The sequence below is a fragment of the Leptospira jelokensis genome (genome assembly GCF_004769635.1).
GTDB lineage: Bacteria > Spirochaetota > Leptospiria > Leptospirales > Leptospiraceae > Leptospira_A > Leptospira_A jelokensis.
In genome coordinates this window covers 452263-474808 of record NZ_RQGH01000026.1, presented here as the reverse complement: position 1 = coordinate 474808, position 22546 = coordinate 452263, and the positions used below count along the sequence as shown (strand labels likewise).

Annotated in this window: 22 protein-coding genes; 9 read left to right on the top strand and 13 right to left on the bottom strand. The window is 39.2% G+C overall.

Annotation, left to right across the window (positions count from 1 at the left end; translation table 11 throughout):
• Positions 1-147 precede the first annotated feature (147 nt).
• The 6 genes from EHQ62_RS12170 to EHQ62_RS12145 all read right to left on the bottom strand — a co-directional run bounded on the left by EHQ62_RS12170 (position 148) and on the right by EHQ62_RS12145 (position 5334).
• Positions 148-453 carry an STAS domain-containing protein gene (locus EHQ62_RS12170; protein WP_135620745.1) on the bottom strand — a complete coding sequence of 102 codons (306 nt, stop codon included), beginning with the start codon at positions 451-453 and terminating at the stop codon, positions 148-150.
• A gap of 48 nt (positions 454-501) precedes the next feature.
• Positions 502-1713: a Crp/Fnr family transcriptional regulator gene (locus tag EHQ62_RS12165; protein ID WP_135620743.1), complete on the bottom strand. Its 1212-nt coding sequence runs from the start codon at positions 1711-1713 to the stop codon at positions 502-504.
• 78 nt (positions 1714-1791) lie between these two features.
• Positions 1792-2319: a tetratricopeptide repeat protein gene (locus EHQ62_RS12160; protein ID WP_135643139.1), complete on the bottom strand. Its 528-nt coding sequence runs from the start codon at positions 2317-2319 to the stop codon at positions 1792-1794.
• Positions 2319-3398, bottom strand: coding sequence for a vWA domain-containing protein (locus EHQ62_RS12155; RefSeq protein WP_425269536.1), 1080 nt, complete (start codon positions 3396-3398; stop codon positions 2319-2321). The genes EHQ62_RS12160 and EHQ62_RS12155 overlap by 1 nt, the downstream gene beginning before the upstream one ends.
• A gap of 89 nt (positions 3399-3487) precedes the next feature.
• Positions 3488-4114 (bottom strand): NUDIX hydrolase, encoded by a 627-nt coding sequence (locus tag EHQ62_RS12150; RefSeq protein WP_135643135.1) that lies wholly within the window; start codon positions 4112-4114, stop codon positions 3488-3490.
• Positions 4114-5334 carry a ribonuclease D gene (locus EHQ62_RS12145; protein ID WP_135643134.1) on the bottom strand — a complete coding sequence of 407 codons (1221 nt, stop codon included), beginning with the start codon at positions 5332-5334 and terminating at the stop codon, positions 4114-4116. The genes EHQ62_RS12150 and EHQ62_RS12145 overlap by 1 nt, the downstream gene beginning before the upstream one ends.
• A gap of 41 nt (positions 5335-5375) precedes the next feature.
• Here EHQ62_RS12145 and purF point away from each other — a divergent pair, with 41 nt between their 5' ends.
• The 5 genes from purF (at position 5376) to EHQ62_RS12120 (ending at position 10353) form a co-directional block, all read left to right on the top strand.
• On the top strand, positions 5376-6803 hold the full coding sequence (gene purF, locus EHQ62_RS12140) for an amidophosphoribosyltransferase (protein WP_135643132.1): 1428 nt from the start codon (positions 5376-5378) through the stop codon (positions 6801-6803).
• A complete protein-coding gene (gene queD, locus EHQ62_RS12135) occupies positions 6803-7177 on the top strand; it encodes a 6-carboxytetrahydropterin synthase QueD (RefSeq protein WP_012387208.1) in 375 nt (124 codons plus the stop codon). The genes purF and queD overlap by 1 nt, the downstream gene beginning before the upstream one ends.
• Positions 7178-7930: a 7-cyano-7-deazaguanine synthase QueC gene (gene queC / locus EHQ62_RS12130; RefSeq protein WP_135643130.1), complete on the top strand. Its 753-nt coding sequence runs from the start codon at positions 7178-7180 to the stop codon at positions 7928-7930.
• A gap of 48 nt (positions 7931-7978) precedes the next feature.
• The gene (locus EHQ62_RS12125) at positions 7979-9424 is read left to right on the top strand and encodes an SBBP repeat-containing protein (RefSeq protein WP_425269535.1); all 1446 of its coding nucleotides are present in this window, start codon (positions 7979-7981) and stop codon (positions 9422-9424) included.
• A gap of 146 nt (positions 9425-9570) precedes the next feature.
• The gene (locus tag EHQ62_RS12120) at positions 9571-10353 is read left to right on the top strand and encodes a PA domain-containing protein (protein WP_135643129.1); all 783 of its coding nucleotides are present in this window, start codon (positions 9571-9573) and stop codon (positions 10351-10353) included.
• A 39-nt stretch (positions 10354-10392) separates the two neighbouring features.
• On the opposite strand, the gene EHQ62_RS12115 is transcribed toward EHQ62_RS12120, so the two are convergent.
• Both EHQ62_RS12115 and EHQ62_RS18580 read right to left on the bottom strand, forming a co-directional pair.
• Positions 10393-12096: a hypothetical protein gene (locus EHQ62_RS12115; RefSeq protein ID WP_135643127.1), complete on the bottom strand. Its 1704-nt coding sequence runs from the start codon at positions 12094-12096 to the stop codon at positions 10393-10395.
• A 212-nt stretch (positions 12097-12308) separates the two neighbouring features.
• Entirely contained in the window at positions 12309-12461 is a 153-nt protein-coding gene (locus EHQ62_RS18580; RefSeq protein WP_167482874.1) for a hypothetical protein, read from the bottom strand.
• Between the two features lie 24 nt (positions 12462-12485).
• On the opposite strand from EHQ62_RS18580, the gene EHQ62_RS12110 reads away from it, so the two are divergent.
• The 3 genes from EHQ62_RS12110 to EHQ62_RS12100 are packed head-to-tail and all read left to right on the top strand — an operon-like array spanning position 12486 to position 14856.
• Positions 12486-12776 (top strand): NAD(P) transhydrogenase subunit alpha part 2, encoded by a 291-nt coding sequence (locus tag EHQ62_RS12110; protein WP_035983036.1) that lies wholly within the window; start codon positions 12486-12488, stop codon positions 12774-12776.
• A complete protein-coding gene (locus tag EHQ62_RS12105) occupies positions 12776-14173 on the top strand; it encodes an NAD(P)(+) transhydrogenase (Re/Si-specific) subunit beta (RefSeq protein ID WP_135643125.1) in 1398 nt (465 codons plus the stop codon). Before EHQ62_RS12110 ends, EHQ62_RS12105 begins: the two co-directional genes overlap by 1 nt.
• A gap of 11 nt (positions 14174-14184) precedes the next feature.
• Positions 14185-14856, top strand: coding sequence for a response regulator transcription factor (locus EHQ62_RS12100; protein WP_015677348.1), 672 nt, complete (start codon positions 14185-14187; stop codon positions 14854-14856).
• 180 nt (positions 14857-15036) lie between these two features.
• Here the strand turns inward: EHQ62_RS12100 and EHQ62_RS12095 are convergent, their stop codons facing one another.
• From EHQ62_RS12095 to EHQ62_RS12075, 5 genes are read right to left on the bottom strand one after another with little or no spacing between them, the layout of a single operon-like run.
• Positions 15037-16050, bottom strand: coding sequence for a tetratricopeptide repeat protein (locus EHQ62_RS12095; RefSeq protein ID WP_135643123.1), 1014 nt, complete (start codon positions 16048-16050; stop codon positions 15037-15039).
• Positions 16051-16054: 4 nt separating this feature from the next.
• Positions 16055-17701 (bottom strand): cytidylyltransferase domain-containing protein, encoded by a 1647-nt coding sequence (locus tag EHQ62_RS12090; protein ID WP_135643121.1) that lies wholly within the window; start codon positions 17699-17701, stop codon positions 16055-16057.
• A complete protein-coding gene (locus EHQ62_RS12085) occupies positions 17676-19226 on the bottom strand; it encodes a spiro-SPASM protein (protein WP_135643119.1) in 1551 nt (516 codons plus the stop codon). The genes EHQ62_RS12090 and EHQ62_RS12085 overlap by 26 nt, the downstream gene beginning before the upstream one ends.
• Positions 19226-20275: a putative peptidyl-prolyl cis-trans isomerase gene (locus tag EHQ62_RS12080; RefSeq protein ID WP_135643117.1), complete on the bottom strand. Its 1050-nt coding sequence runs from the start codon at positions 20273-20275 to the stop codon at positions 19226-19228. Before EHQ62_RS12080 ends, EHQ62_RS12085 begins: the two co-directional genes overlap by 1 nt.
• 12 nt (positions 20276-20287) lie before the next feature.
• A complete protein-coding gene (locus tag EHQ62_RS12075) occupies positions 20288-21502 on the bottom strand; it encodes an aspartate kinase (RefSeq protein ID WP_135643115.1) in 1215 nt (404 codons plus the stop codon).
• Between the two features lie 102 nt (positions 21503-21604).
• Between EHQ62_RS12075 and EHQ62_RS12070 the strand changes: the two genes are divergently transcribed.
• A complete protein-coding gene (locus EHQ62_RS12070; RefSeq protein WP_135643114.1) occupies positions 21605-22543 on the top strand; it encodes an acyl-CoA desaturase in 939 nt (312 codons plus the stop codon).
• Positions 22544-22546: the final 3 nt, after the last annotated feature.

Here is a 22546-nt window from a genome sequence, read left to right as displayed (position 1 = left end):
TCTTTGTTGGGAATTGCAATTCAAATTGTGAGGAGAGGGGATTCCCTTTTGGGAATCAATTTCCCCATTGTGGATTCACAAACCTAAGGGTTGGTTTGCCATCACAAACGGGGAATCAAAAGCAAATGGAAACGTTAAAACCTTGGGTTAGATTCCAAAAAATTGGTCTAACATCAATTTTTTTAGAGTTTCTTTGAGTTTGTCTTGGATGTTGACAATCTTTACGGTCATTTTCTTTTCATCCGCTTTGTTTTTAAACGAAAGCAAACGAGAGATCCCAAGGGAACTCACGATCACAACCTTTTCCAAATCCAAATAGATCTCTTGGACATTTTTTTCCAATATTTCAGCGAGGATTTCACGTAACTCTGGCGCGTTTCCATCTAGGATTTGGTCCATAAAACGAACGCGGATCGTGTTTCCTTTTTCTTCAACTAGTATCTTATCACTCATATTTCTTTGGCCTCTAACATTAGTCAGGAGAAAAAAGTTGGCAAGTAGTTATTTCAACTTCTTGAGCTTATTCTCCATATTAGCCTTTTTATGATAGAATTGGACGAGTTTTTCTAACTCTGCCATGTCGGAACAAACAATTTTTCCCATGTCCATTCGAATAAATTTATTATTTTTCATGATATCGGAAATGATTAGTTCGTCTTTTGGATCGGTGAGACCAACCATTTTCAGTAAGTCCTTGGTTCCAATTTCAAAATTGTAAGCTTGTTTTGGTGCAACTTTGATTCGATTTTTTTCGGCCAAGGTCATCAGTGTATCAACGATACGACCTTGTGGGTCTTTCAAAAGAAGGTTTGCCAATTGTTTGTAAGCAATCCAAATCCTCTCGGATAAAAGTGTGATGAGACGAGTGGCCAGTTGGGGTTGGGCTTTCACCATCCCCTCAAAGTTTGCTTTGTTGATGGCAAGGAGTTCCACATCACCTGCCGCCACTGCTGAAGCAGAACGAGGTTTGTTATCAAGGATGGCCATCTCTCCAAAAATGTCGCCTGCTTGGAGGACTGCGAGCATCACTTCGTTTTGGTTTACGATTTTAGAAATTTTTACCTTTCCACTTTGTAAAATAAAAAGTTCCTTACCTGGTTCGTGTTCACAAAAGATCATCTCATTGTCTTTGTAATTTCGATTGAACTTGGTGTAATCAATGGGAGCCGATTGGAATGGTTGGTTGATCGTTTGCAAACGCAGTTTTGCCTGCGGAACAAATTGGCCATTTGGTAAATGTTTTAAATAACTTTGGTAGGCAAACGTTGCATGAGACGTGTTTTGTTGTTGGAAGTAGTATTCACCAATCTTAAAGAGTTCGTTTGGATCTTCTTCCACCGCATTCCGAAAGGATAATCGTGTGATTGTGGTATCAAATTGTCGTAACTTCATCGAGAAGAAACGAATGATATTCATGGCAACTGCTGTTGACTTTTGGATGAGGGTTCCAAATTGGTCGTAACTAACAGAGATTAACGATACATTGGTAAGGGAGGTGGCAGATTCAATTTGAGGGTGTTGGCTCATAGCAGCAACCACACCAAAAAAGTCACCAGGTCCTAATACTTGATTGGGATCCTCACCGACTACAGCTGTCTCACGGGTGACACGTACCTTCCCCTCACGGATGATATAGAAATTGTTCGCATCCTTTTTCCCCTCCACAATGATGTAGGAGTTCGCTGGGAAAGTAACCATTTGAAAAAACGACATTCTTAAATCTCTGGACCCTTTTTGCTCAACGTGCCTAGTTTATTATCGGAGATCCCTAGGGCAATATTTTCGTAAAAATTACTTATTTTTACTCTCTCCCAAAATTTCCATCTGAGTCAGTTCTAATTCTGCTTCTTGTGCAATTTTACTTGAATACGTATTTTTAATAATGTCCTGAAAAATCTGATAAGCCTTGTCTTCTCGGCCCATTCTTACATAAGCTTTTCCAGAAATTAAGTACGATTCAAGGCCTTCTTCGGTATTGGGAAATTCTTTGTAGAGTTTCAGTTCGTTTTCTGCGAGTGCCAAAATATCACCGGTCATCCGGTAATTGGCACTTAAGATTTTCCGAACTTCTCTAGTTTTGGGATGCCCTGGGTAGAGGATTAAAAAACTTTTGCAGGTCTCAACGGATTGGTAATGGTTTCGGTCTTCTAAAAATTCTTTTGCTTTTTGGGAGAGAAGTTCCCCTTGTCTGTCCCTTTCCTTCGCAAACACCGCTTGGGTATTGCCGAGGGCTGATATGGAAAAAAAGGATCCTAAAATCAAAATCGTCAGTACGAAAGTCTGGATCGAACCTCGCCATAATTTAGAATTCTGTCTCATTACCTTTCACTTCGGTCGGAATTGGTTTTATCGTGAATGGGTTTTTCTTCGGAAAGGGCAATAATTTTCGGAATCCCTGTCATATCCCAAAGTTCAACAGACGACTTCATTCGTTTCCCAGGAGGGAAGGGGATGACGAACCTACCTTTTCCCTCTTTTCCGCGTTTCAATTCAATGCGATGCCCCACCAAATCACCCATCCTTCGTTCTCTCTGAGGGGGAATGGGGAAACTACGGTGTTTTTCTTCTGCAGGATAGAGATACAATTGGATCATATAGTCTGTGGGAAGGTTGGCAGAATATTCATAATTTAAGATATAGCCATTTTCTGATCCTTCTTCATAGGGCAGGACATTGACAATTTGGATATTACCCGCATTTGCTCCATTTCGTTGGGGTGAGGGCACGATGGGTGGAATGGGAACACTCACGGTTTCGGAATGGATGTCTTCTTTTGTTTGCAAATGGGAAAAAATCTTTTGGAACGACTTGTCATAGTCACCTGGGGCTTTCAACGGAAAATAATTCCCATCTCCTAATATGGAAAGTCGTTTTAGGTCTTCTTCTCCTTTTGGATCAATGTCTATGCCTAAGATCTGGAGGCGAAATTTTTTTCCTGATTGCCGCAAGTTGTATAATACTGATTTGGGATCCCCCTCACAACTTTCGACTCCATCGGAGATGAAGATAATTTCAGTTTCCACTTGGTCATTCAAAAGGTATTCCCCCACCACCTCCAAGGTTTGGGCAATGGGTGTGGAACCGGCTGGCACTAAGTTTGTCAGTTTTTGGCTCACGATAGAAGCACCTCCCCTTTGGATGGGATGGTAGAGCCTTGCCGATTGGCAACCAGCGATCCGATTGCCATAAGCAACAAGACCAACACTGGCATCTTTTGGAAGACCACCTAATACCTGTATGAGTTTTTCTTTTGCCACAGCCATTCTGGTTTTGCCATCCCATTTTTCGGTCATGGACCCACTGGCATCTAAGATAAAAACATAGCGTTTGTTAGATGTACTTTGCGAACGAATCGATTGGATTGCAGAAAAATTTAAAGATGATAGCAAAACTAACAAAATTCCCCAATGGAAATTTGTACCTAGTTTCTGAACCGTTCTCTCTTGTTTTCGCACCTGTACAAGATCGGCTAAAACTGCTTTTCCCCTTAGAGGGATTTGGGATCTAAAAAAGGGGGTTTTGTTAGGTTTGGTTTTACGATTTTTGGCAAACGGTCAAAATGAGTGTGGTCTTTTAGGAAACGTAAAACCATTTCACAGGTGGCTCCCCACAAAAGTCCATCCGGCAAATCAAAATAATAGGCAAAATGTTTTGGTTCTCTGTTTGGGATTTCAATTGCATAAAAAGGTTTGGTCCAAAGTTCCGCAAACGGTAATAAAATGATTTGTTCCACCTCTTCTTTGTTATGAGAAAAGGAAAAATCCCCATTGTACTTCGCTAAAAATGGTGTGATGTGAAACCCAGTGCGTGTGTGTAACCCTTCCAATTTGCCAAGTACTTCGAGTGAATTTCGACCAACACCCATCTCTTCTTCCCATTCTCTGAGGGCAGTCACCAGCAGATTGGGATCTGTTTTTTCCATCACACCACCAGGGAAAGAAATTTGCCCAGGGTGACTTTTTAAGTGTTTGGCACGTTCTGTGAGGATGATCCCTTCTGCCGTTGTCTGTGAACCAAACAAGGGAAAGATGACACCGGATTTTGTTTCCGATGTCTCTGGGATGGAATTGAAGTCCCTTGAAAGTTGATTTACAAAGGACTGGTAGGGTAACATCAACCCTCGTCTTTCGAGTTTTGGTTTTGTTTTTTCCTACGTTTGGCAACAAAGGCTTCTTTGGATCGAATCGCCACCAAACGGTTGATCATCGAATCAAAGGGAAGTCCTTGGATGGCAGCAAGTAAACTAGGACCATAATTTTGTACTTTCCAATCGGAAAACACATGTAAGGCTTTTAGTTCTTCTAAGTTTTTAGGAGCTGCTTTTAATATTGTGATGAGTTGTTTATTGGATGGAAGTAATGAATGTTCCATTCGTCTAGCGCGCATAATGCGAAGTCGCCATTTTTTAGCATTTTCGAACTTATGGTTTTCTTCTTCGTTTAGATCTTCACCATGTCGCTTTGAAAGTTCGGAAGTATCAATGGGATCGTTGTATTCGGAAGTCAATAGTTTGAAAATTTCGGTTCCGTCTTTTTTCCCAAACCATTCGACACATTTCTCTTCGTTTGGATGTCCCTTAACGGCTTGTGACAACCTGTCATTATTGAACACACGAAAACTTGCTTTGTTGATTCGTTTGGCTTTTTCATCACGGTAACGAAGTAGTTCTAAAATTTTCCTACGTTCTAAGGGCGTGAAATTGAGGATGTCTGGAAACTTTCCAAGAGAAAAACCTTCCCCTTCTTTCGCTACGTAATCTTCAGAGGCAATGAATTCAAATTCTGATTTGGCTTCTTCATACAAAGACCTTCGTTTTAGTTCTTCTTCCATTTTCAGCCAAATGGATTCGAGGTATGCGGTGTCGAGAGCTGCGTATTTGAGTTGTTGTTTTTGAAGTGGGCGGATTTCCCAATTGGACTTTTGTTCCACTTTGGAAAGGGTCACTTTGTGGTAGTGTTCCACTACAAATGACAGAGAACTTTGTTCTAAAGACAATAAACGAGAACTGATCATTGTGTCTGCCGTGTTCACAAATTTAAACCCAAAGTCACGTTTGAGTGCTTTGATGTCATCTTGGGCAGAATGGAAGATTTTCAGAATATTGGGATCTTCAAACAAAGGACCCAAAGCTGACAAATTTGTGATCTTGAGTGGGTCAATTAAGTAGTTTTTGCCATTGGAATTGATCTGAATGAGACAAACTTTGGGGTAATATGTGTAATAACCCGAGGACTCTGTGTCAATCGACAAGATTTTAGACTGTCTCAGATTGATCAGGGCCAAATCCAAAGCTTTTGCTGTATCGACGAGAATATAGTTGGAATTGATTTGCATCTAATTGGGATTTTGGAAATACTGCAATTGTCATTCTAACAATGATTCTCCAATCTGACAAACCAAAAGAAGAATGTGCCATATTCGGCATCTACAATAGCAAGGAAGCTGCTAATTTTACCTACCTAGGTTTGTACTCGATGCAACACCGTGGCCAGGAGTCCAGTGGGATCGTATCCACCGATGGTTCCCACTTATACCGGTATGCCAATATGGGCCTTGTGGCAAATATCTTCACCCAACCGAAGATCAAAGAGCTCATTGGGGATGCGGCCATTGGCCACAACCGGTATTCCACAACGGGAGCGAGTTTTCTAAGGAATGCCCAGCCCATCCGCGTGGAATCTCACTTAGGTCCTGTGGCACTTGCCCACAACGGAAACCTCGTGAACTCGTGGGACATCCGCAATAAACTCGAACGAGACGGATCCATTTTCCAAACCACAATCGATTCCGAAGTCATTGTCCACTTAATGGCCAAAAGCCATAAATCAGATTTACTCGAAGCACTCTGTGAATCCCTCGCCCAAGTGAGAGGTGCCTATTCCCTGTTAGTGTTAACGCCAAGATACCTAATTGCTGTTCGGGATCCGAATGGATTTCGTCCCCTTGTGATGGGAAAACGTTCGGATGGAGCAATTGTGTTCGCTTCCGAAACTTGTGCCTTTGATATCACGGAAACAGAATACGTAAGGGACGTGGAACCAGGTGAGATGGTTGTGATTGACCATACAGGAATGCGTTCCCTCTACCCGTTCCCAAAAGCAAAACCAAGCCTTTGCATTTTTGAATACATCTACTTTGCAAGACCTGATTCTTATATCTTTGAAGAATCTGTTTACAAAGTGAGAAAATCTCTTGGTCGCCAACTAGCGCGCGTTATGCCAGTTGAAGCCGATGTGATCATCCCCGTTCCCGATTCGGCAAACATTGCCGCACTTGGTTATAGCGAAGAGTCAGGGATCCCTTACCAAAGTGGTCTTGTAAGGTCTCATTATATTGGTCGTACTTTCATTGAACCAGACCAAAAGATCCGAGACTTCGGTGCCAAAATCAAATACAATGTCGTAAAAGAAGTAGTGAATGGAAAACGTGTGGTCATCATCGATGACTCAGTGATGCGTGGGACCACAAGCCGTAAGATCATCAAGATGATCCGAAATGCGGGGGCCAAAGAAATCCATTTCCGAGTATCAGCACCACCAACAGTGGCTCCTTGTTACTATGGAATCGACATTCCCACACATAAGGAACTCATAGCCTCAACTCATACCATTGAAGAAATTCAAAAATACCTTCGTGTGGATTCTCTCGCCTATCTAACGTTAGATACAATGCACAAGGCTGTAGAAGGGCATAAAGGTGGTGGGTTCTGTGATGCTTGTTTTACATCGAACTATCCAGTCGAATTCCAAGACCATGCGGGAAACCAAAAGTCACTATTTACGGAATACGCAACGGAAGAGTGATGGAAGAGATCGAACTTTCCAAAACCTTTGGTTTTGAAGCCGCCCATTTTTTACCAAATGTTCCTGAAGGCCATAAATGCAAACGGATGCACGGGCATAGTTTTCGTTTTGCTGTGTATTTAAAGGGTGAAATTGACCCTCACACGGGTTGGATCATGGATTTTGGTGAACTAAAATCCATCGTAAAACCTATCTTAGATGAACATTTGGACCATTACGTACTAAATGATGTGCCAGGTTTAGAAAACCCTACCAGTGAAAACATAGCGGTTTGGCTTTGGAACCAACTCAAACCAAAACTACCTCTTCTGGATAAAATCACATTGTATGAAACTTGCACAAGTTCCTGTGTGTACAGAGGGCCAAAAAAGTAAATGGTTTCCGCTTCGGATTCCAACCAAACATCACAATCTAATAAAAAAGGTGCCGTCGTACTTCTGTCAGGCGGCCTAGATTCTACCACTTGTCTTTACGTTGCAGCCAAAGAATTTGGCTATCCCAAAAATAAAAAATTACCTCTGCTTGCTCTTTCCTTTGATTATTCCCAAAAGCACAAAATCGAACTTACCAAAAGTAAAAAAATCGCAAAAACTTTAGGAATCAAACATGTGATCCAAAAATTGGATCCAGGATTTTTTTTGGGAAGTTCTCTCACCGAATCAAAAATTAAGGTAAGAAAAAACGCCAAATCATTGTTTAGTGGCGATGAAAAAGAAATTCCGAATACGTATGTACCAGGAAGGAATATTCTTTTTTTATCTTTTGCTCTTTCTCTTGCAGAGGGGCATGGTTATGACTCAATTTACATCGGAGTGAATGCCCTTGATTATTCAGGTTATCCTGATTGCCGGCCTGAGTTTATCGAATCCTTCCAAAAGATGGCAAACCTGGGGACCAAAAAAGGAGTGAGTGGAAATGGGGATTCCATCCAAATCAAAACTCCACTCCTGCATCTCGGGAAAAAAGAAATCATAGAACTCGGAATGTCTGTGGGAGCACCACTACAGCTTACACATTCTTGTTATGATCCGATCAAAGGAAAAGCTTGTGGCAAATGTGATTCTTGTCTCTTGCGAGCCAAAGGTTTTTTGGAACTTGGGTTGGAAGATCCTGCGTTAAACAGTTGATATACTTAAATTCCTTTTCCATTCCATGCTCAAATTAAAATCACGAAAATGAAATGCAGTCTACCATCTGAGATGATACGAAGGATCGAATTTGTTTTCTTCATCACTTTGACTCAATTTCTGTTCTCTCTTTGTTATCCTTTATCATTGAACAACCCATCCGATTTCCAGTCGAAGGCATATGCGGAAACCCAAATTCTCAAATGTATGTTAAACGATTGGGATTGCATTGAATTTCCTCAAGATAACCAGGGTATAAAACAATGGTCGAAAACCATCGGACAATCGGGTGCATTTGAAAGTTATGGAAATTCAACAGCGGTGGATCGTAAAGGAAATGTGTATATGATTGGTACGACAACTGGTTCTGTGTTGGATCAGATCAAAATTTCACCTACCGACTATAGTGATATTTTTCTCATCAAGTTTCAATCTGATGGCCAGCTGGTTTGGGCAAAGCACATGGGAAGTCCTGTAATTACTTCAACTTATGCTGAGTTCATTCATATTGATTCGTTTGGAAATTTGTATTTAATAGGGGCATCTAACTCCCCATTTAATGAACTCGGAGCCATTGGCAGTGGTGCCCTTTTGATCAAATTAGGAAATGATGGCACTACTTTATGGACAAGAATTGTACCGACTGCTGGCGAAACCTTAGGTTATGGTGTTACAACGGATCCAATTGGGAATGTATATATAACAGGAAATACAGAAGAACAAACATTAAACGGTCAATCTGCAACTGGAGGAAGGAATACATTTCTTTTAAAATACGATATTCATGGAAATCTACTTTGGACAAAGTTATTCGATAGTAGTGGAATTGCTTCCTATGGTCAATCTGTCCAATATGAACCTACTAGTAATTCATTAATATTATCTGGACAGTTAGTTGGAAGTGGTACTTTCTTTTCAAACACAACACCAGGAGATTCTACTGATTCTTATATCCTTTCCTTCGATTTGAATGGAAATTTCCAATGGGTTCAATTTTTAGGTGGCATCGGTATTTCGACACAAATACGAGCCATGTCTTTGGATAAAAAAGGATCAATTTATGTATCCGGTGACACCAATGGGAATATAGAAGGGCAAACCAATGAGGGATCCATTGTACAATTTTTGACTAAGATAAGTTCCAATGGAGATAAAATTTGGACAAAACTATTAGGTGGAGGTGGATCTAGTTCTACCTATGCAAACGCAATTTATGCTGATAACACGGGGCATATATACACATATGGCGGGACCAATGGAAATTTGCCAGGAGTCAATCGAATCGGTACGAACGATGCACATCTAACTAAATACGATGCAAGTGGCAACCTCATCTGGATTCGTTTGTCTGGCAACACTGGGATAAGTCTCACAGGGCGAGGTTTATCTTCTGATCGTTATGGAACTCTGTATGCAACAGGATTCACTTCAGGTGGATTTGATGGAGAGAGTAAATTCGGTTCTATTGATGCATTTTTGATCCAATATAAGTGAGATAAAAAAAATTCAAAAAAACCGCTAAAAACGTTCTAAAATGAGCCTAAAAACAGATTTAATGTTTTGGTTAAGCTGCATTTAACCTAATAATTATTGCTAATTTAACCTTTATTTTCATTTTTCAATGCTAGGTGGAAATATGTATGAAATCTGTGATTCTAATTTTATTCTCTTCATTCTTTCTTTTGGTAAATTGTGAAACTGCAAACAAAGAGAATGTAGGTGCTGTATTAGCTTTATTGAATCCGCCAACTTCTTCCAATCCAGAAACAGTAGTAGAAGATAATCAGGTGACTGTAAATTTTTCATACACGGTGGTCGATTTAGGTGCAGGAATCCCCGTCTCAATCACCTCATCTGGTGTAACACCATCGACTGGACTAACTTTTTCTGTTTCTCCAAGTTTACCAGCAGGATTAAGCTTAAACTCATCAACTGGAGAGATTTCAGGTACACCGAGTCTTTATGTTGCAAAAACTGATTACGATATTACCGGTCAAATCAATCAAAGTTCAAAAACAGTAAGAATAAATTTTGGAATTAGCCGGTTAACAAATGATCGACTCAGTGAAACCATTCCATCTAGACCTATTGGATTGAATTTGACCTACAACGTGACAGGACAATTGATTGAAGCGAACCCAAATGACGGATGTTCAGCGATTACGAATAATATCTCGGGAAAAGTCGCGTTAATCAGACGTGGAACTTGTGCATTCCATGACAAGGTGATAAATGCACAAAATGCAGGAGCCATTGCGGTTATCCATTATGATAATAATATTTCTGACACAGTGCCTGTCGTAAATCCCTATCCGAATCCAAGTTTAATAACGATCCCGACCACCGTCATTTCAGGTAATGCAGGAACAAACTTGGTAAATAGTCTAGCAACATTTAATACAAATGCTACGCTGCGTAGATGAAGTTCGTGCTCTTTCATTTGATTCGAAAACCAACTCTTTTTACCTACGCCATTTGCTTGGTCTGGAAAAATTTTTAGTCCGGCTGGGTTTGAAGTGAAACCGTGATCGATTGATTTTCGGTGCATTGAAGCGCGCACTATTAAACTTAAACCGACCAGGTTTGATATCCAATTTACCTTTTGGAATATAGGTTCGTTCTTTTAAAATGGAAATGAGTCCACCCAAATCGACTTCGCCACCCGAGCTAAATCCACCGGCTAATTCTTCTTCCTCTTCCTCACCTTCTTCATCATCATAGTCCTCCTCTTCACCATCTTCTTCATCTGATTTTGATTTTTGGCCATTCATGCTGACCTCTAAATCCAATGGTTTCGGTTCTATATATTTAGAATGAAAATTAACCTTCGAATAAAAATCGATGATTTCTGTTTCGGCCAACTGAGGAGAAATGGTTTCGTTGTATTCTTTTTGGAATGTTTTCGAGAGAATAAAAATCTGACTTTGTGATTTAAAACAGGAAAATATATAATATTCTTTTTTAAAACTTTCTAAATTTGTTTCTGGTTTAGCGACTTCTAATAGAAAAGTGTATGTACCATCCCTGTAATCTGTTGAAAAAGTCTCAAAGACGATATTTGATTTTGGGTATTTTTTTTGAATCACATCAACTAACTTAGTTTTTATGAAATTTTTCAATGTAGGTTCAATACCGTTTGAAATAATATCTGAATTGATCTTTTGTGTGACATTGATGGCTTGAATTTTATAAAGGCCGTGAATTGGATCATAAAAACTTACTTTTGTTTTGCCGTCGTTTAACACTGCATATCTGGCATCTACGGGAATTTTGGTTTCGAATAACCCTGAATCTGAAATGTAAGTATGGTCTTTGATGTCGCCATACACTGGATTTAGGTATTTAATGGGTAGAGGTTGGCTATTTTTATTTTCTAAGGAATTAAGAAATTGGTCTTTTGTATGATCAGAAAATCGATAGTCTTGGTTATACAATCTAACTTCATTGAAAATATTAAAAGTAGGTAAAAGTAATAAACTAATCAGACGTCTATATCCATATTTGTAAGTAAAACTATTAAATTCATTTTTAAGAGTTTTCCGGCTGTATACGGCATAATAATGGTTTTCATAATTAACAGTGGGTAATATTCCTAAAGACAAAAAAAACAAGGCAAGATTGTGATGGTCCTTTTCTTTCTTTTGGTATACAATGTGATAATATTGGGAACAATTTTCATACTCACGATATAAACTGAATAAACCGTCGTTTTGAAGGAAATAGGTATTTTCATCTGTTAATTCAGCTAACTTCAGTAAGGTTTCTTTTTCTTTTTCATCAATTGGCAATGATTGAATTTGTTTGAACCGATTGAAATTTTGGGAACTTCTGAAAGATGCAAATAATTCAAAATGCGGCCAATTTTCCGGGATACGAACCACTTCTTTGATGTGTTTGGTTGGAATTCCTTTGAGATTTAAATTGGTTCTAAGATTTTCTATGAATTGAACGTCCATCATCGATTGGGAATTCATGAAATTGATTGGATTTTTTGCAGCGGAAGCGTATGGGATCGTGGAAATGAAACAGGCAGTTCCGTTTCCGTTCAAAACGGTTTCTCCTTCCGAGATTGGGATTTCGTTCCCTTTGTTTTTTGAAACCCGGGTGTGGTACCAACTGATTTGGCAATTGAATAGAAAGACAATGAGGAGATAAAAAGATTTCATATGGGGAACCAAGAGGAAATTAACGATAGCCAACGATTTGTCAAAACAATTCGTATCGGTAACAATACCGAAAAAAATTGAGATGAAACTGATCTTTAGCGCTTGTTAAGTGTATTTAAATGATTAGGACCAAAACGTTTTGTTTACTTTTCCTGGAAGTATTGCATTTTCCCATTTTTGCACTTCGCATACGATGATTCTGCACGTTCTGTTCAGGAACCCTTGGATTGTGGCAATGGAATGGAACGAATTTCGATTTTGAAACACCATTCTAGGTTGGTTTTGGCATACAATCCCATTACTTTTGCCCATTCAGGCCGACTCTTACGTAAAATTCCTGAAAATTTTGTTTCCAAAATGGCCATTTTTTCCATAACTACTACTAGTTTATGGAAATATTTGTTACAGCCGTCACGATTTTCGTCCTCGCGATCTTCGTGGGATTTGAAATCATCACAAAAATCCCTCCCATCCTCCACACCCCTCTTATGTCGGGTTCCAACGCCATTTCCGGCATTACCCTCATTGGGGCACTCTATGCTGCCGGGATCCAAGAAAGTAACATCACCAAAATTTTGGGATTACTCTCTGTCATTTTTGCCACGATCAACGTAGTGGGTGGATTTCTTGTCACACACAGAATGCTTGGCATGTTCAAGAAAAAGGATGCACCGAAATAATGGAACTCGTCAGCATTTTAAACCTAGCATATCTCGTCGCTTCCATCCTTTTCATTGTTGGGATCAAACAATTAGCGCATCCAAAGACTGCCACCAGAGGAAACTTCCTTGGTGCCTTAGGGATGCTCATTGCGGTGGTCGCAACTCTATTTGACAGAGAAATCCTTTCTTATGAATGGATTGCAGTCGGAGTTCTCATCGGTTCTGTCATTGGAATCATCCTTGCGATCAAAATCCAAATGACGGCCATGCCACAACTTGTGGCTGTGTTAAACGGTTTCGGTGGTATTGCTTCCGTATTTGTAGCGGGTGCTGCATTACAACTTTCCATTCCTAAGTATCAATTTGCAGTCAATTACCAAGAAGTGGTATCGATCGTATTTTCTGCTATCGTTGGTGGGATTACGTTCTCTGGAAGTTTCATCGCCTTCGGAAAGTTACAGGGTTTTATCACAGAAAAAGCAGTTCGTTACCCTGGCGACCAACTCGTTAAAATCCTTGTGGGACTCACTGCGGTGGGACTTGGTGTTTACGGTTGTATGGTGCCAACGGATGAATCGATTTATTGGATTCTCAGCGGTGTGAGTTTACTCCTTGGAATCTTTCTTGTGATTCCAATTGGTGGAGCTGACATGCCTGTTGTGATTTCACTTCTGAACTCGTATTCAGGGATTGCTGCATCAGCTACAGGATTTGTTCTCAATAACAACGTGTTAATCATTTCTGGATCCTTAGTCGGAGCATCTGGAATCATTCTAACTCAAATCATGTGTAAGGCAATGAACCGAAGTTTGACGAATGTGTTATTTGGTGGATTCGGGGCTGTCGCTACAGAAATGAAAGATGATGGCGATTTTTACTCTGGTAAAGTGAAATCGACAAGTGCTGAAGAAGTAGCAATGTTACTTGATGTAGCAAGGAGTGTTGTAATTGTTCCAGGTTATGGAATGGCTGTAGCACAAGCGCAGCATACAGTTCGAGATTTATACCAACTTTTGACTGCTCGTGGAATTGATGTTACTTTTGCGATCCATCCTGTTGCTGGTCGTATGCCTGGTCACATGAACGTTTTACTTGCAGAAGCAGATATTCCTTATGATCGTTTGAAAGAGATGGACGAGATCAATAGTACTTTCGAAAATGTTGATGTTGTGATTGTTAACGGCGCAAATGACGTTACAAACCCACTTGCAAAAACAGATCCAAAATCACCGATTGCTGGTATGCCGATTTTGGATGTGGGAAATGCTAAAACAGTTGTTGTGATCAAACGAAGTTTGAGTGCAGGATTTGCGGGAGTTCCCAATCCACTGTTCATTGCTGACAACTGTTTGATGTTGTTTGGTGATGGTAAAAAAGCAACGCAAGAAATGATCGCAGCTTTAAAAGAATCATAGAGTCGGAAGTTATGAAAAAACAAGTCTATATCGTTGATGACCACCCTCTTGTAGTTGATGCACTACAAAACCTAATCGCTAAATCGGAAGATTTAGAATGTATAGGAAGTGCAGACAATATTGAAAAAGCATTTAACGATATAGAACAGATGCAACCAACACTGGTTTTGATTGATATCCAACTCAAACAAAACCAAAACGGTTTGCAACTTCTGAAACGCCTTAGGACAACATTTCCAAATATCGCCGTCATCATCATCAGTATGTTGACGGATGATACATTTGTGGATCGTGCATTCAAACTTGGTGCGATGGGTTATGTATTCAAAGAAGACACAACCACTCAAATTGTAGAAGCCATTCATACAGTTCTTAAAGGTGATTATTTTGTGAGTTCTTCCCAAGCGACTCGTTTACTTGGGCATTTGTATCGTGCTTCCCAGAAAGATGAAAAAGATCCTATCGACAGATTGTCGAACCGTGAATTAGAAGTATTCCTGATGATTGGGGAAGGAATGCCAGTGAAAGAAATCGCAGCCAATATGGGCCTTGCTCCATCTACCATTGAAACCTTACGATCGCGAATCAAAGCCAAACTGAGTATCACGGAAAACGAAAAACTAATTCGTGTTGCGGTTGAGTGGAAATACACCCAAGCCAAAACGGATATCGTCGTATCTTAAATTTAAATCCAATTCATTTTAGAACATAAATATGTTTTTTTATCTTCTACATTGAATTGGTATTGGATTTTCAATTTAACTGAAAACGAATTGAATCCACTAAACTTTGCCATCCAAAAGCCAAACCATCATTTCGATGTGATGTTGTAAAGGTGCTAAACAATTCAGTTTGGCATTCGATTAGTATCTCAGTTTAAAGTAATGGTACAATAAATCTTTTCCCTCACGTGAGGAGAGTAACATCCGATACGCTTCCGCAATTTTGGATTCATTTTGGGATTGTTTTTGAATGAAATGAAAAAAGTCATTGGCCCTTTCATCAAAGCCTAAATTGAGAAGTAAGTTTAAATAAAAACTTTGATCGTATTCGTCAGCAAATGGAGAGTAGGCGATAGGTCTTAACAAATTCTCTGCTTCTCGCCATTTTCTCATTTCAAAATAACAACGGGCATAAACTTTTTTTTCTCTCCATCCGAGTGCTCGTGGATTTTTTAGATAAGTGAGTGATTTTTTTGGATCTTTGTCCATAAGATAAATGACTCGGCCCATCAAATGGGAAGCTTGCATGTGTTTCGGATCTTGTTCTAAGATAGATGATAATTCAATTTTAGCTTTGTCTACTTGGCCTAGTTCCAAATAGGTTTTTGCAAGGATCAACTTTGCTTCATTATAATTTGCCTTATACTCCAAGGATTTGTTTAAGGAGATAATTGCATTCGGATAATCTTTTAAAATAAAATAGGCAAGGCCTAAGTTGTAATGGTAAAAAGGATTGTAAGGAGAAATTTGATTGGTTTCGATCCATGTTTCCTTTGCCTCTGACCAACTATCTTCTTGGGCATAAATCATACCGAGAAGGAAACTTGCAGCTTCATGGTTTGGTTCTTTTTTTAATGTTCGATTTAAACTTTCTTTTGCTTCTTGCCATTCCATTCGGGAATACAACAAACTTCCATTCAGATAATCATATTCAGCAAAGGATTTGTAAACATCAGATTGGATTTTTTTCCATTCTGCATCCGCCAAGCCAAACCGACCATAACGAAGCGCATTGATGATATTACGACTCACCTTTTCGATTTCAATTTTTGCGTTGAGTTCCATTGATTCTTGGTCGTCTGCATCCGCAAAAACGGGTTGGAGGGAAACAACTAACAATAGTAAGGAATGGAGAAGGGTCTTTTTAAGTTTCATATATTTAGGAAGTGATGGAATTTAACCAGTTTAAAATTGGTGTATGTGCATCGCGAACATATTTGATTTGGTTTGAGATGGTTTTGTCTGGAAAACTATGGACAGAGTTAAGTTCTTTTAATGTTCCTAAATAAGGTATTCCCAATTCAGATGCAGCATATTGTCCAAGTTTGGAATGGATTTCGGAAATCCCAAGTAAACTTACTTTTTTCCCTTTGGCAGCTGCTTCCATCATCGTTTGTCCAAAATAAGTGCAAATCCATTCCGAGGAATCCATTTCTCGCAAAAATTCTGGATAGGATATCCTTTTTAGGTATTGGATTTTCGGACCCTTTGGTTCTTTGCCACCGATCCGAAGTATGGATTGGAAAACTGGAGTTTCACCCTCATTTCCTTCATGATAAAAACGTAATAAGAAAGTATCGATCTCTATTGATTGGATTTCATCCAATTGACCCGCATACACTAAAATTTTTCCAGGAATGGTTTTTGTCCTACAACCAACTTCCGATAGAGGTGAACTATAATAGGATAACTTTTTAAAAGAAGAATCTTCCATTAGAGTTTCAGAAATTGGGAAGGATGGATGCGGGAGAAAAAAACACGCATTTTTATTGTTAGGTGGATGATTTAGGTTGTCGATAAAATAGGAATTTTTTACAAAAAATTCTTTTTCTCGGATATCAAAGATATGGGGAATGTTTTTTTCTGAATCATCAAACGATGTGATGAGTTTTACTTCATATCCGTACAATTGTAAATAAATTGATAATGATTTACATCGTTCGAAGTGCCCAAATCCGTATTCGTTTGGGTTACCATAGAGAATGTTCACTTTTCTTTTTGGTGTTTGTACATTAGGTAAAACAAAGGCAACTTGTGCCACCTCTGCATTGGTCTCAAATAATTTCGGATTGGATTTGTATAACGAAAGTATTTCTTTTACACCAAAATAAGGATTGGATGTTTCCAAAATTTTTGCGATTTCACAAATCAATTGGTAATCTTTCTCTTCATCAACAGTAATTCTAAGTTTTGAATGGAGTACATTCGTTTGTTCCAAAAACGGTTGGAATTCTTGTAAGTGGGGGGGTGATAAGCGGTATTGTTTATGAATCTCGGGAAATTCTTTGATGTGTAAGGATACATGTTCCTTATGTCTTTCTAAATCGGTGCCTTCTTCTTGGTAATACAATGATTCCGCTGAAAAACATTCCACTCCCATTCCCAATGGCAAACCTGTCATCGACAAACTATAATATTTTTCTTTGATTTCTAAGATTGCTTCATATAAATAGCGAATCGAATCTATGTCAATAAATGGATTATCTGCAGTTAGGCGAAAAATATGTTTGGCACCAAAATGTTTTGCAGCTTTGCGAAACCTATCCCTTACATCCAATTCGGATCCAAGAAAGTATTGGTAACCGCGTGATTTCAGAAATTGGATGGACTCCTCGTCCGTTTCGGGAATCAAAAATACGATTTGGGACTCATCAAATATGGTTTTTAGCCTGCGGTGGATATGATCCAAAAAAGTGAAATCAGATCCTTCAGGAATGGGTTTTAAAATTTTTTTAGGAAAACGTGTTGAACCTAGTCTTGCCTGAATGAAGGCAAAACTTTCATGCGTTGAAAGTGTACCACTCATCACAATTCAAACAAGGGGCAGGTATTTTATCATGGTTTCCATTGAAACTATCTTGGAAAAATATTAATCCACTTTGCCAAACTGATTCAAAACCATCGGTTTCCAAATTTCCAATGATTTTTGTTTGGTTTTGTTTGCAAATCGAAACGTCACCGTTGGCATTTAAATAAATATCGCGTGTTAAGTGCCAGCAAAAGTCTCGATGAATCGGTGTGAGGTCACTTACCCTTCTTTCTGGTAATTTTTCTGCAAATCGATTGTACTTTTGAAGGATCACATTGATTCCCTTTTTTTCAAAGTTTGTAAAGTAAGGGTCAATCTCTTCTTCTACTTCTTTCATTTTGATCATTTGGACATACAATGAATTTTGTGGTAAGATTTTAGAAAGAGAATCAATGGTTTCCAAAACTTTTGTTAAAACATTTTTTCCATACAAGGATTTGTAAGTATCTTCTTTGAGAGTAGAAACGTTTGCAATGATACAAAGTTTTTCTTTATGTTTCTGATCTAATTCTTGGATTAAGGAAACCAAAACATCCACGTTTTTGTACAATGCGGTTTCAATGATGAGTTCTTCTAAAGAACTCAATTTTAATATTTCTTTTACGATCAATGGAAATTCGGGGTGTAACAGTGGTTCCCCATTGCCTGATAAACTAATTGTGATAGGAGACGTTAACCCTTGTTCTAATTGTTTTGTAATATTAGAAACAGAGGTAAGAGAGATAGCCGTTCCATCATTCGATTTGTCGATGAATTCTCTTGGACAAAATACACAAGAAAGTTCACACCCTTTATAAATTTCCCATTCCAAATAAGAAGGAGAACTACGATAGAGTATTGGATTTTCTTTGAGAATGTTTTGTAAATTTTGATAAGGAATTTCTTCGGAGATCGCAAGTAATCCTTTGATGAGGACCTTGGAACGCGTTGCATTGTATCGAAAATCCAATCTGAGTTGGCGTAAATCAGGAGATTGGAAAAAAATATCAACATCGCATTGGTTGATATTTTTTAGAAAAAACGAATGGATATCGGTCGTGAGTGTGTCAGGTAAGGAACTTAAAAATTCTCGTGAAATGACAGTGGGAATAAGGCCTGGTGGTAAATTTTCTGAATAGGAATATTGGCAAAAAAAGTTTTTGTGGCGATTCCAAATTTTTTCCGTTAGAGTTGGATCTAAAAGAGGAGAGATTCCAGTAAAATATAAAAAACAAACCTCATCCCATTCTGGATCTTTGAAAATGGATTCTGGAAGTTTACTTCCAATTTGTTTTATGAATTCGATTTCGGAAGGAATTGACTGGTACAATTCAAAGAATTTTGAAACTTCAGTTCCATTGAATTGAAATTCTATGGAATTGGAAACATTCATATGAATGTTTAACTTTGGAAAAACTTTGTGTAGTTTTTTTACGAAAGATTCTAGGAGGGAAATCTCAAAATTGGATTCTAAAAAGTTTAGAGATTGGTTGTCTAAATAAACAACCGCAAAACTAGGATTATATTCCTTACGGTTTACCATTAATCTGAATTGTACTTTTCTTCTGGATTGCTGATATTATGTTCTTTGATGTAAATTGGATCAAAGATTGTGATGGAGGTACTTTTTCTAGTCGCAGCAACCCATTCTTCAAAGGATGTTTGTTCTTTTTCGCGGAATAAAAAACCTTGGATCCCCTTACGTACTGCATCGAGTGGTGTTGGGCGCATCCCTTCAATGTAAACTATACAATATCGTTTACGATCATCCCGAAATACTTCAGAAAATTTTCCTTGTCCCCCAACTTGTGCGAGAACCGATGCTGTCATTGGTTGGGATTTGTACAATTCAAATGTAGGTACCCAGTTGACTAATCCACCATTTAGTTTGTATCTAGATTCATTTCTAGGTCCCGAAGCTACAAGTTTGAAAAATGAGGGATCTTGTACGGATTTATTTCTGATTTCTGTAAGTTCGTTGAACAATCGAGATTCTTCTTCAATGGATGCGTTGGCAGGTGAAATCACCAATTCACGAAACTTAAATTCATTTCCCACCTTCGCCTTGTTTTTGTTATACCAAGATTGCACTTCTTGTTCAGACGGAAGAGGTGGACTCACTTTAATTTGTAACAATTGGCCTTTTTTGATTTGGTAGGGGAGGTCTTCTAACCAAACATCATAAGGAAGGTTAAATTGTGTTTGGACTGATTTTTTAAATTGTTCCAAATCGCTGATGCCTTGGGCTTCCATTCGTTTTTGAATTTCTGCTTCGATTCGTTTTTCATTGACTTGGATGGATTCTTCATCGGCAGCATTGTCAACAACTGCACGGTCGATGAGGAAATCGATCACTTGTGAATGTAGGGATCCTTTTTTGCGATAAGAAGGAAAAAATCGAGATAGGTTTTTATAACGTTCTACCCCTTCTTCGTAATCCAAAGTGGATATCGATTTGGGACCAACGATGGCAAGGACAGCGTTTAACGACTCATAGGAGCCGAGCGGTTTTGTGGGAACGGTTAGGAAAAGACAAACAACCGCAGCAAAAATGAAAACGAAGTGACGTTTGAGTCGTGGTCTTTTTTGCATACGGTCAAAAGTTTACCCGATAAAGGTAGTATGTAAAGCCTTTACTGCATCTTCCGCTTGGTTTTGTTTGATGACACAGGAAATTTTGATCTCAGAAGTCGAAATCATTTCGATGTTGATATTTTTTTCAGCAAGGGATTGGAACATTTTAGCGGCCACTCCCACGTGTGATTTCATACCCACACCCACAGCCGAAACGATGGAAATATTTTCATCAATCTCTGCCTTTCCATTTCCATGTTCTTTTGCATACGCCTCAATGATAGGTTTTGCAGCATTGATGTCTTTTTTGGCAATGGTGAAGGAAATCGTATTGATACCGTCTCTTGGAGAAGACTGAACGATCACGTCAACGATGACATCTTTGTTAGATAATTGAGTGAATAGGTCGGCAGCAATTCCTGGTTTGTCTTTAACGTCTGCAATGGTAACACGTGCTTGGTCCCCTTTTGCAGTCACTCCACTCACTTTCATTTTTTCCATAATTTTATCCTCACTCATTACTAACGTTCCCGGTTTGTCGTGGAAACTAGATCGTACGTGGATGACCACATTGTAGTTCATCCCTAATTCAACACTTCTGGAATGTAGGACTCCGGCACCAAGGCTTGCCAACTCCAACATTTCTTCGTAAGTGATTTGTTTGTGCATTTTTGCCGTAGGAATTTTTCTAGGGTCAGCAGTATACACCCCATCTACATCTGTATAAATTTCACATTCGTCAGCGCCAAGGGCCGCGGCAAGGGCAACAGCGGAAGTATCACTACCACCTCGTCCCAAGGTGACAATGTTTTCATCTTTGTCGATTCCTTGAAAACCAGCAACGATGACCACCTTTCCTTTGTTAAACGCATCATCAATTCTAGAGCGATCAATCATTTCAATTTTTCCGTTGGAAAAATTTCCATCCGTCAAAATTTTTAATTGGGAACCAGTGAAGGACTGCGCCGGAACTCCTAACTCGTTCAGAGCAATGGCAAGTAACGCGATGGAAACTTGTTCACCCGTTGAGAGTAACATGTCCATTTCCCGTTTGGGTGGGTTTTTAGAAATTTGGTCAGCAAGGTCGACGAGTTCGTCTGTAGTATGTCCCATTGCAGAAACGACAACGGCTACTTTTTGGCCTTCATCGTGGTAACGTTTGATACGTTTGGCCACATTTTTAATTTTGGTGGTGTCACCAACTGAGGTTCCACCGTATTTTTGGACAACGATTTTCGATGACATGGGTTTATGGACAGGCTAGGAGAGGCAAATCGGGAATCAAGTAGAATGAATTTTTTTGCAACCAATCGAATTGAAAAGACTCCAATAAGTATAGGTTATTGAATGAATTCTGCATCTCCTTCCGTTGAACCTGTTGTCAAAGAACAGGCTCCTTTACTTTTCCTCATTTTGTTTTTTCTTGTCCAAGCGACTGTCTTAACTGTTTTCACTGTTCCATTTTCCTGGACTCTCGTTTGGGTTGCTGTGGGTTCTTACTTCCTGCGCATGTTTGGAATCACTGCCGCCTACCATCGTTATTTTTCCCATGCCTCCTTTAAAACTTCGAGGGTTTTCCAATTTGTATTGGCTTGGATTGGATCGATGGCGATGCAAAAAGGGGTATTGTGGTGGGCAGCTCACCACAGAAACCATCACAAATATTCGGATACCGAAAAAGACATCCATTCCCCTAGCCGGAAAGGTTTTTGGTATTCTCATATGTTTTGGTTTTTGCGGGATGACTACAACGACTACGAAGCAAAACTCATTCCCGATTTTTACAAATACCCAGAGTTACGATGGTTGGATCGAAACCACTGGATCCCACCTCTTTCCTATGCGATTCTTTTGTATGCTGTTGGTGGTTGGGGATGGTTAGTGTACGGATATGCCGTGTCCACGTTTGTTTTAGGGCATGCCACCTGGACAATCAATTCGCTTTCCCATGTCTATGGTTCGGTTCGATTTGATTCACGAGACACAAGTAAAAACAATGTTTGGTTAGCACTCCTCACGATGGGAGAGGGTTGGCACAATAATCACCATTACTACTGTTCTTCGGCAAACCAAGGATTTTATTGGTATGAAATCGATATCAGTTATTATATCTTAAAGTTTCTAAGCCTCTTTGGAATTGTTTGGGATTTGAAAAAACCTCCACAAAAGGTATTGGATGAAGGGATGAACCGAGACCGAGCGAAAAAATTAGAAAAGAGTGAGGCACGGAAAAAAAGGTCCGAGGTAAAATCCAAAAAGAAAGTGGAAGTGTTATCAGCTTCCTAAAGT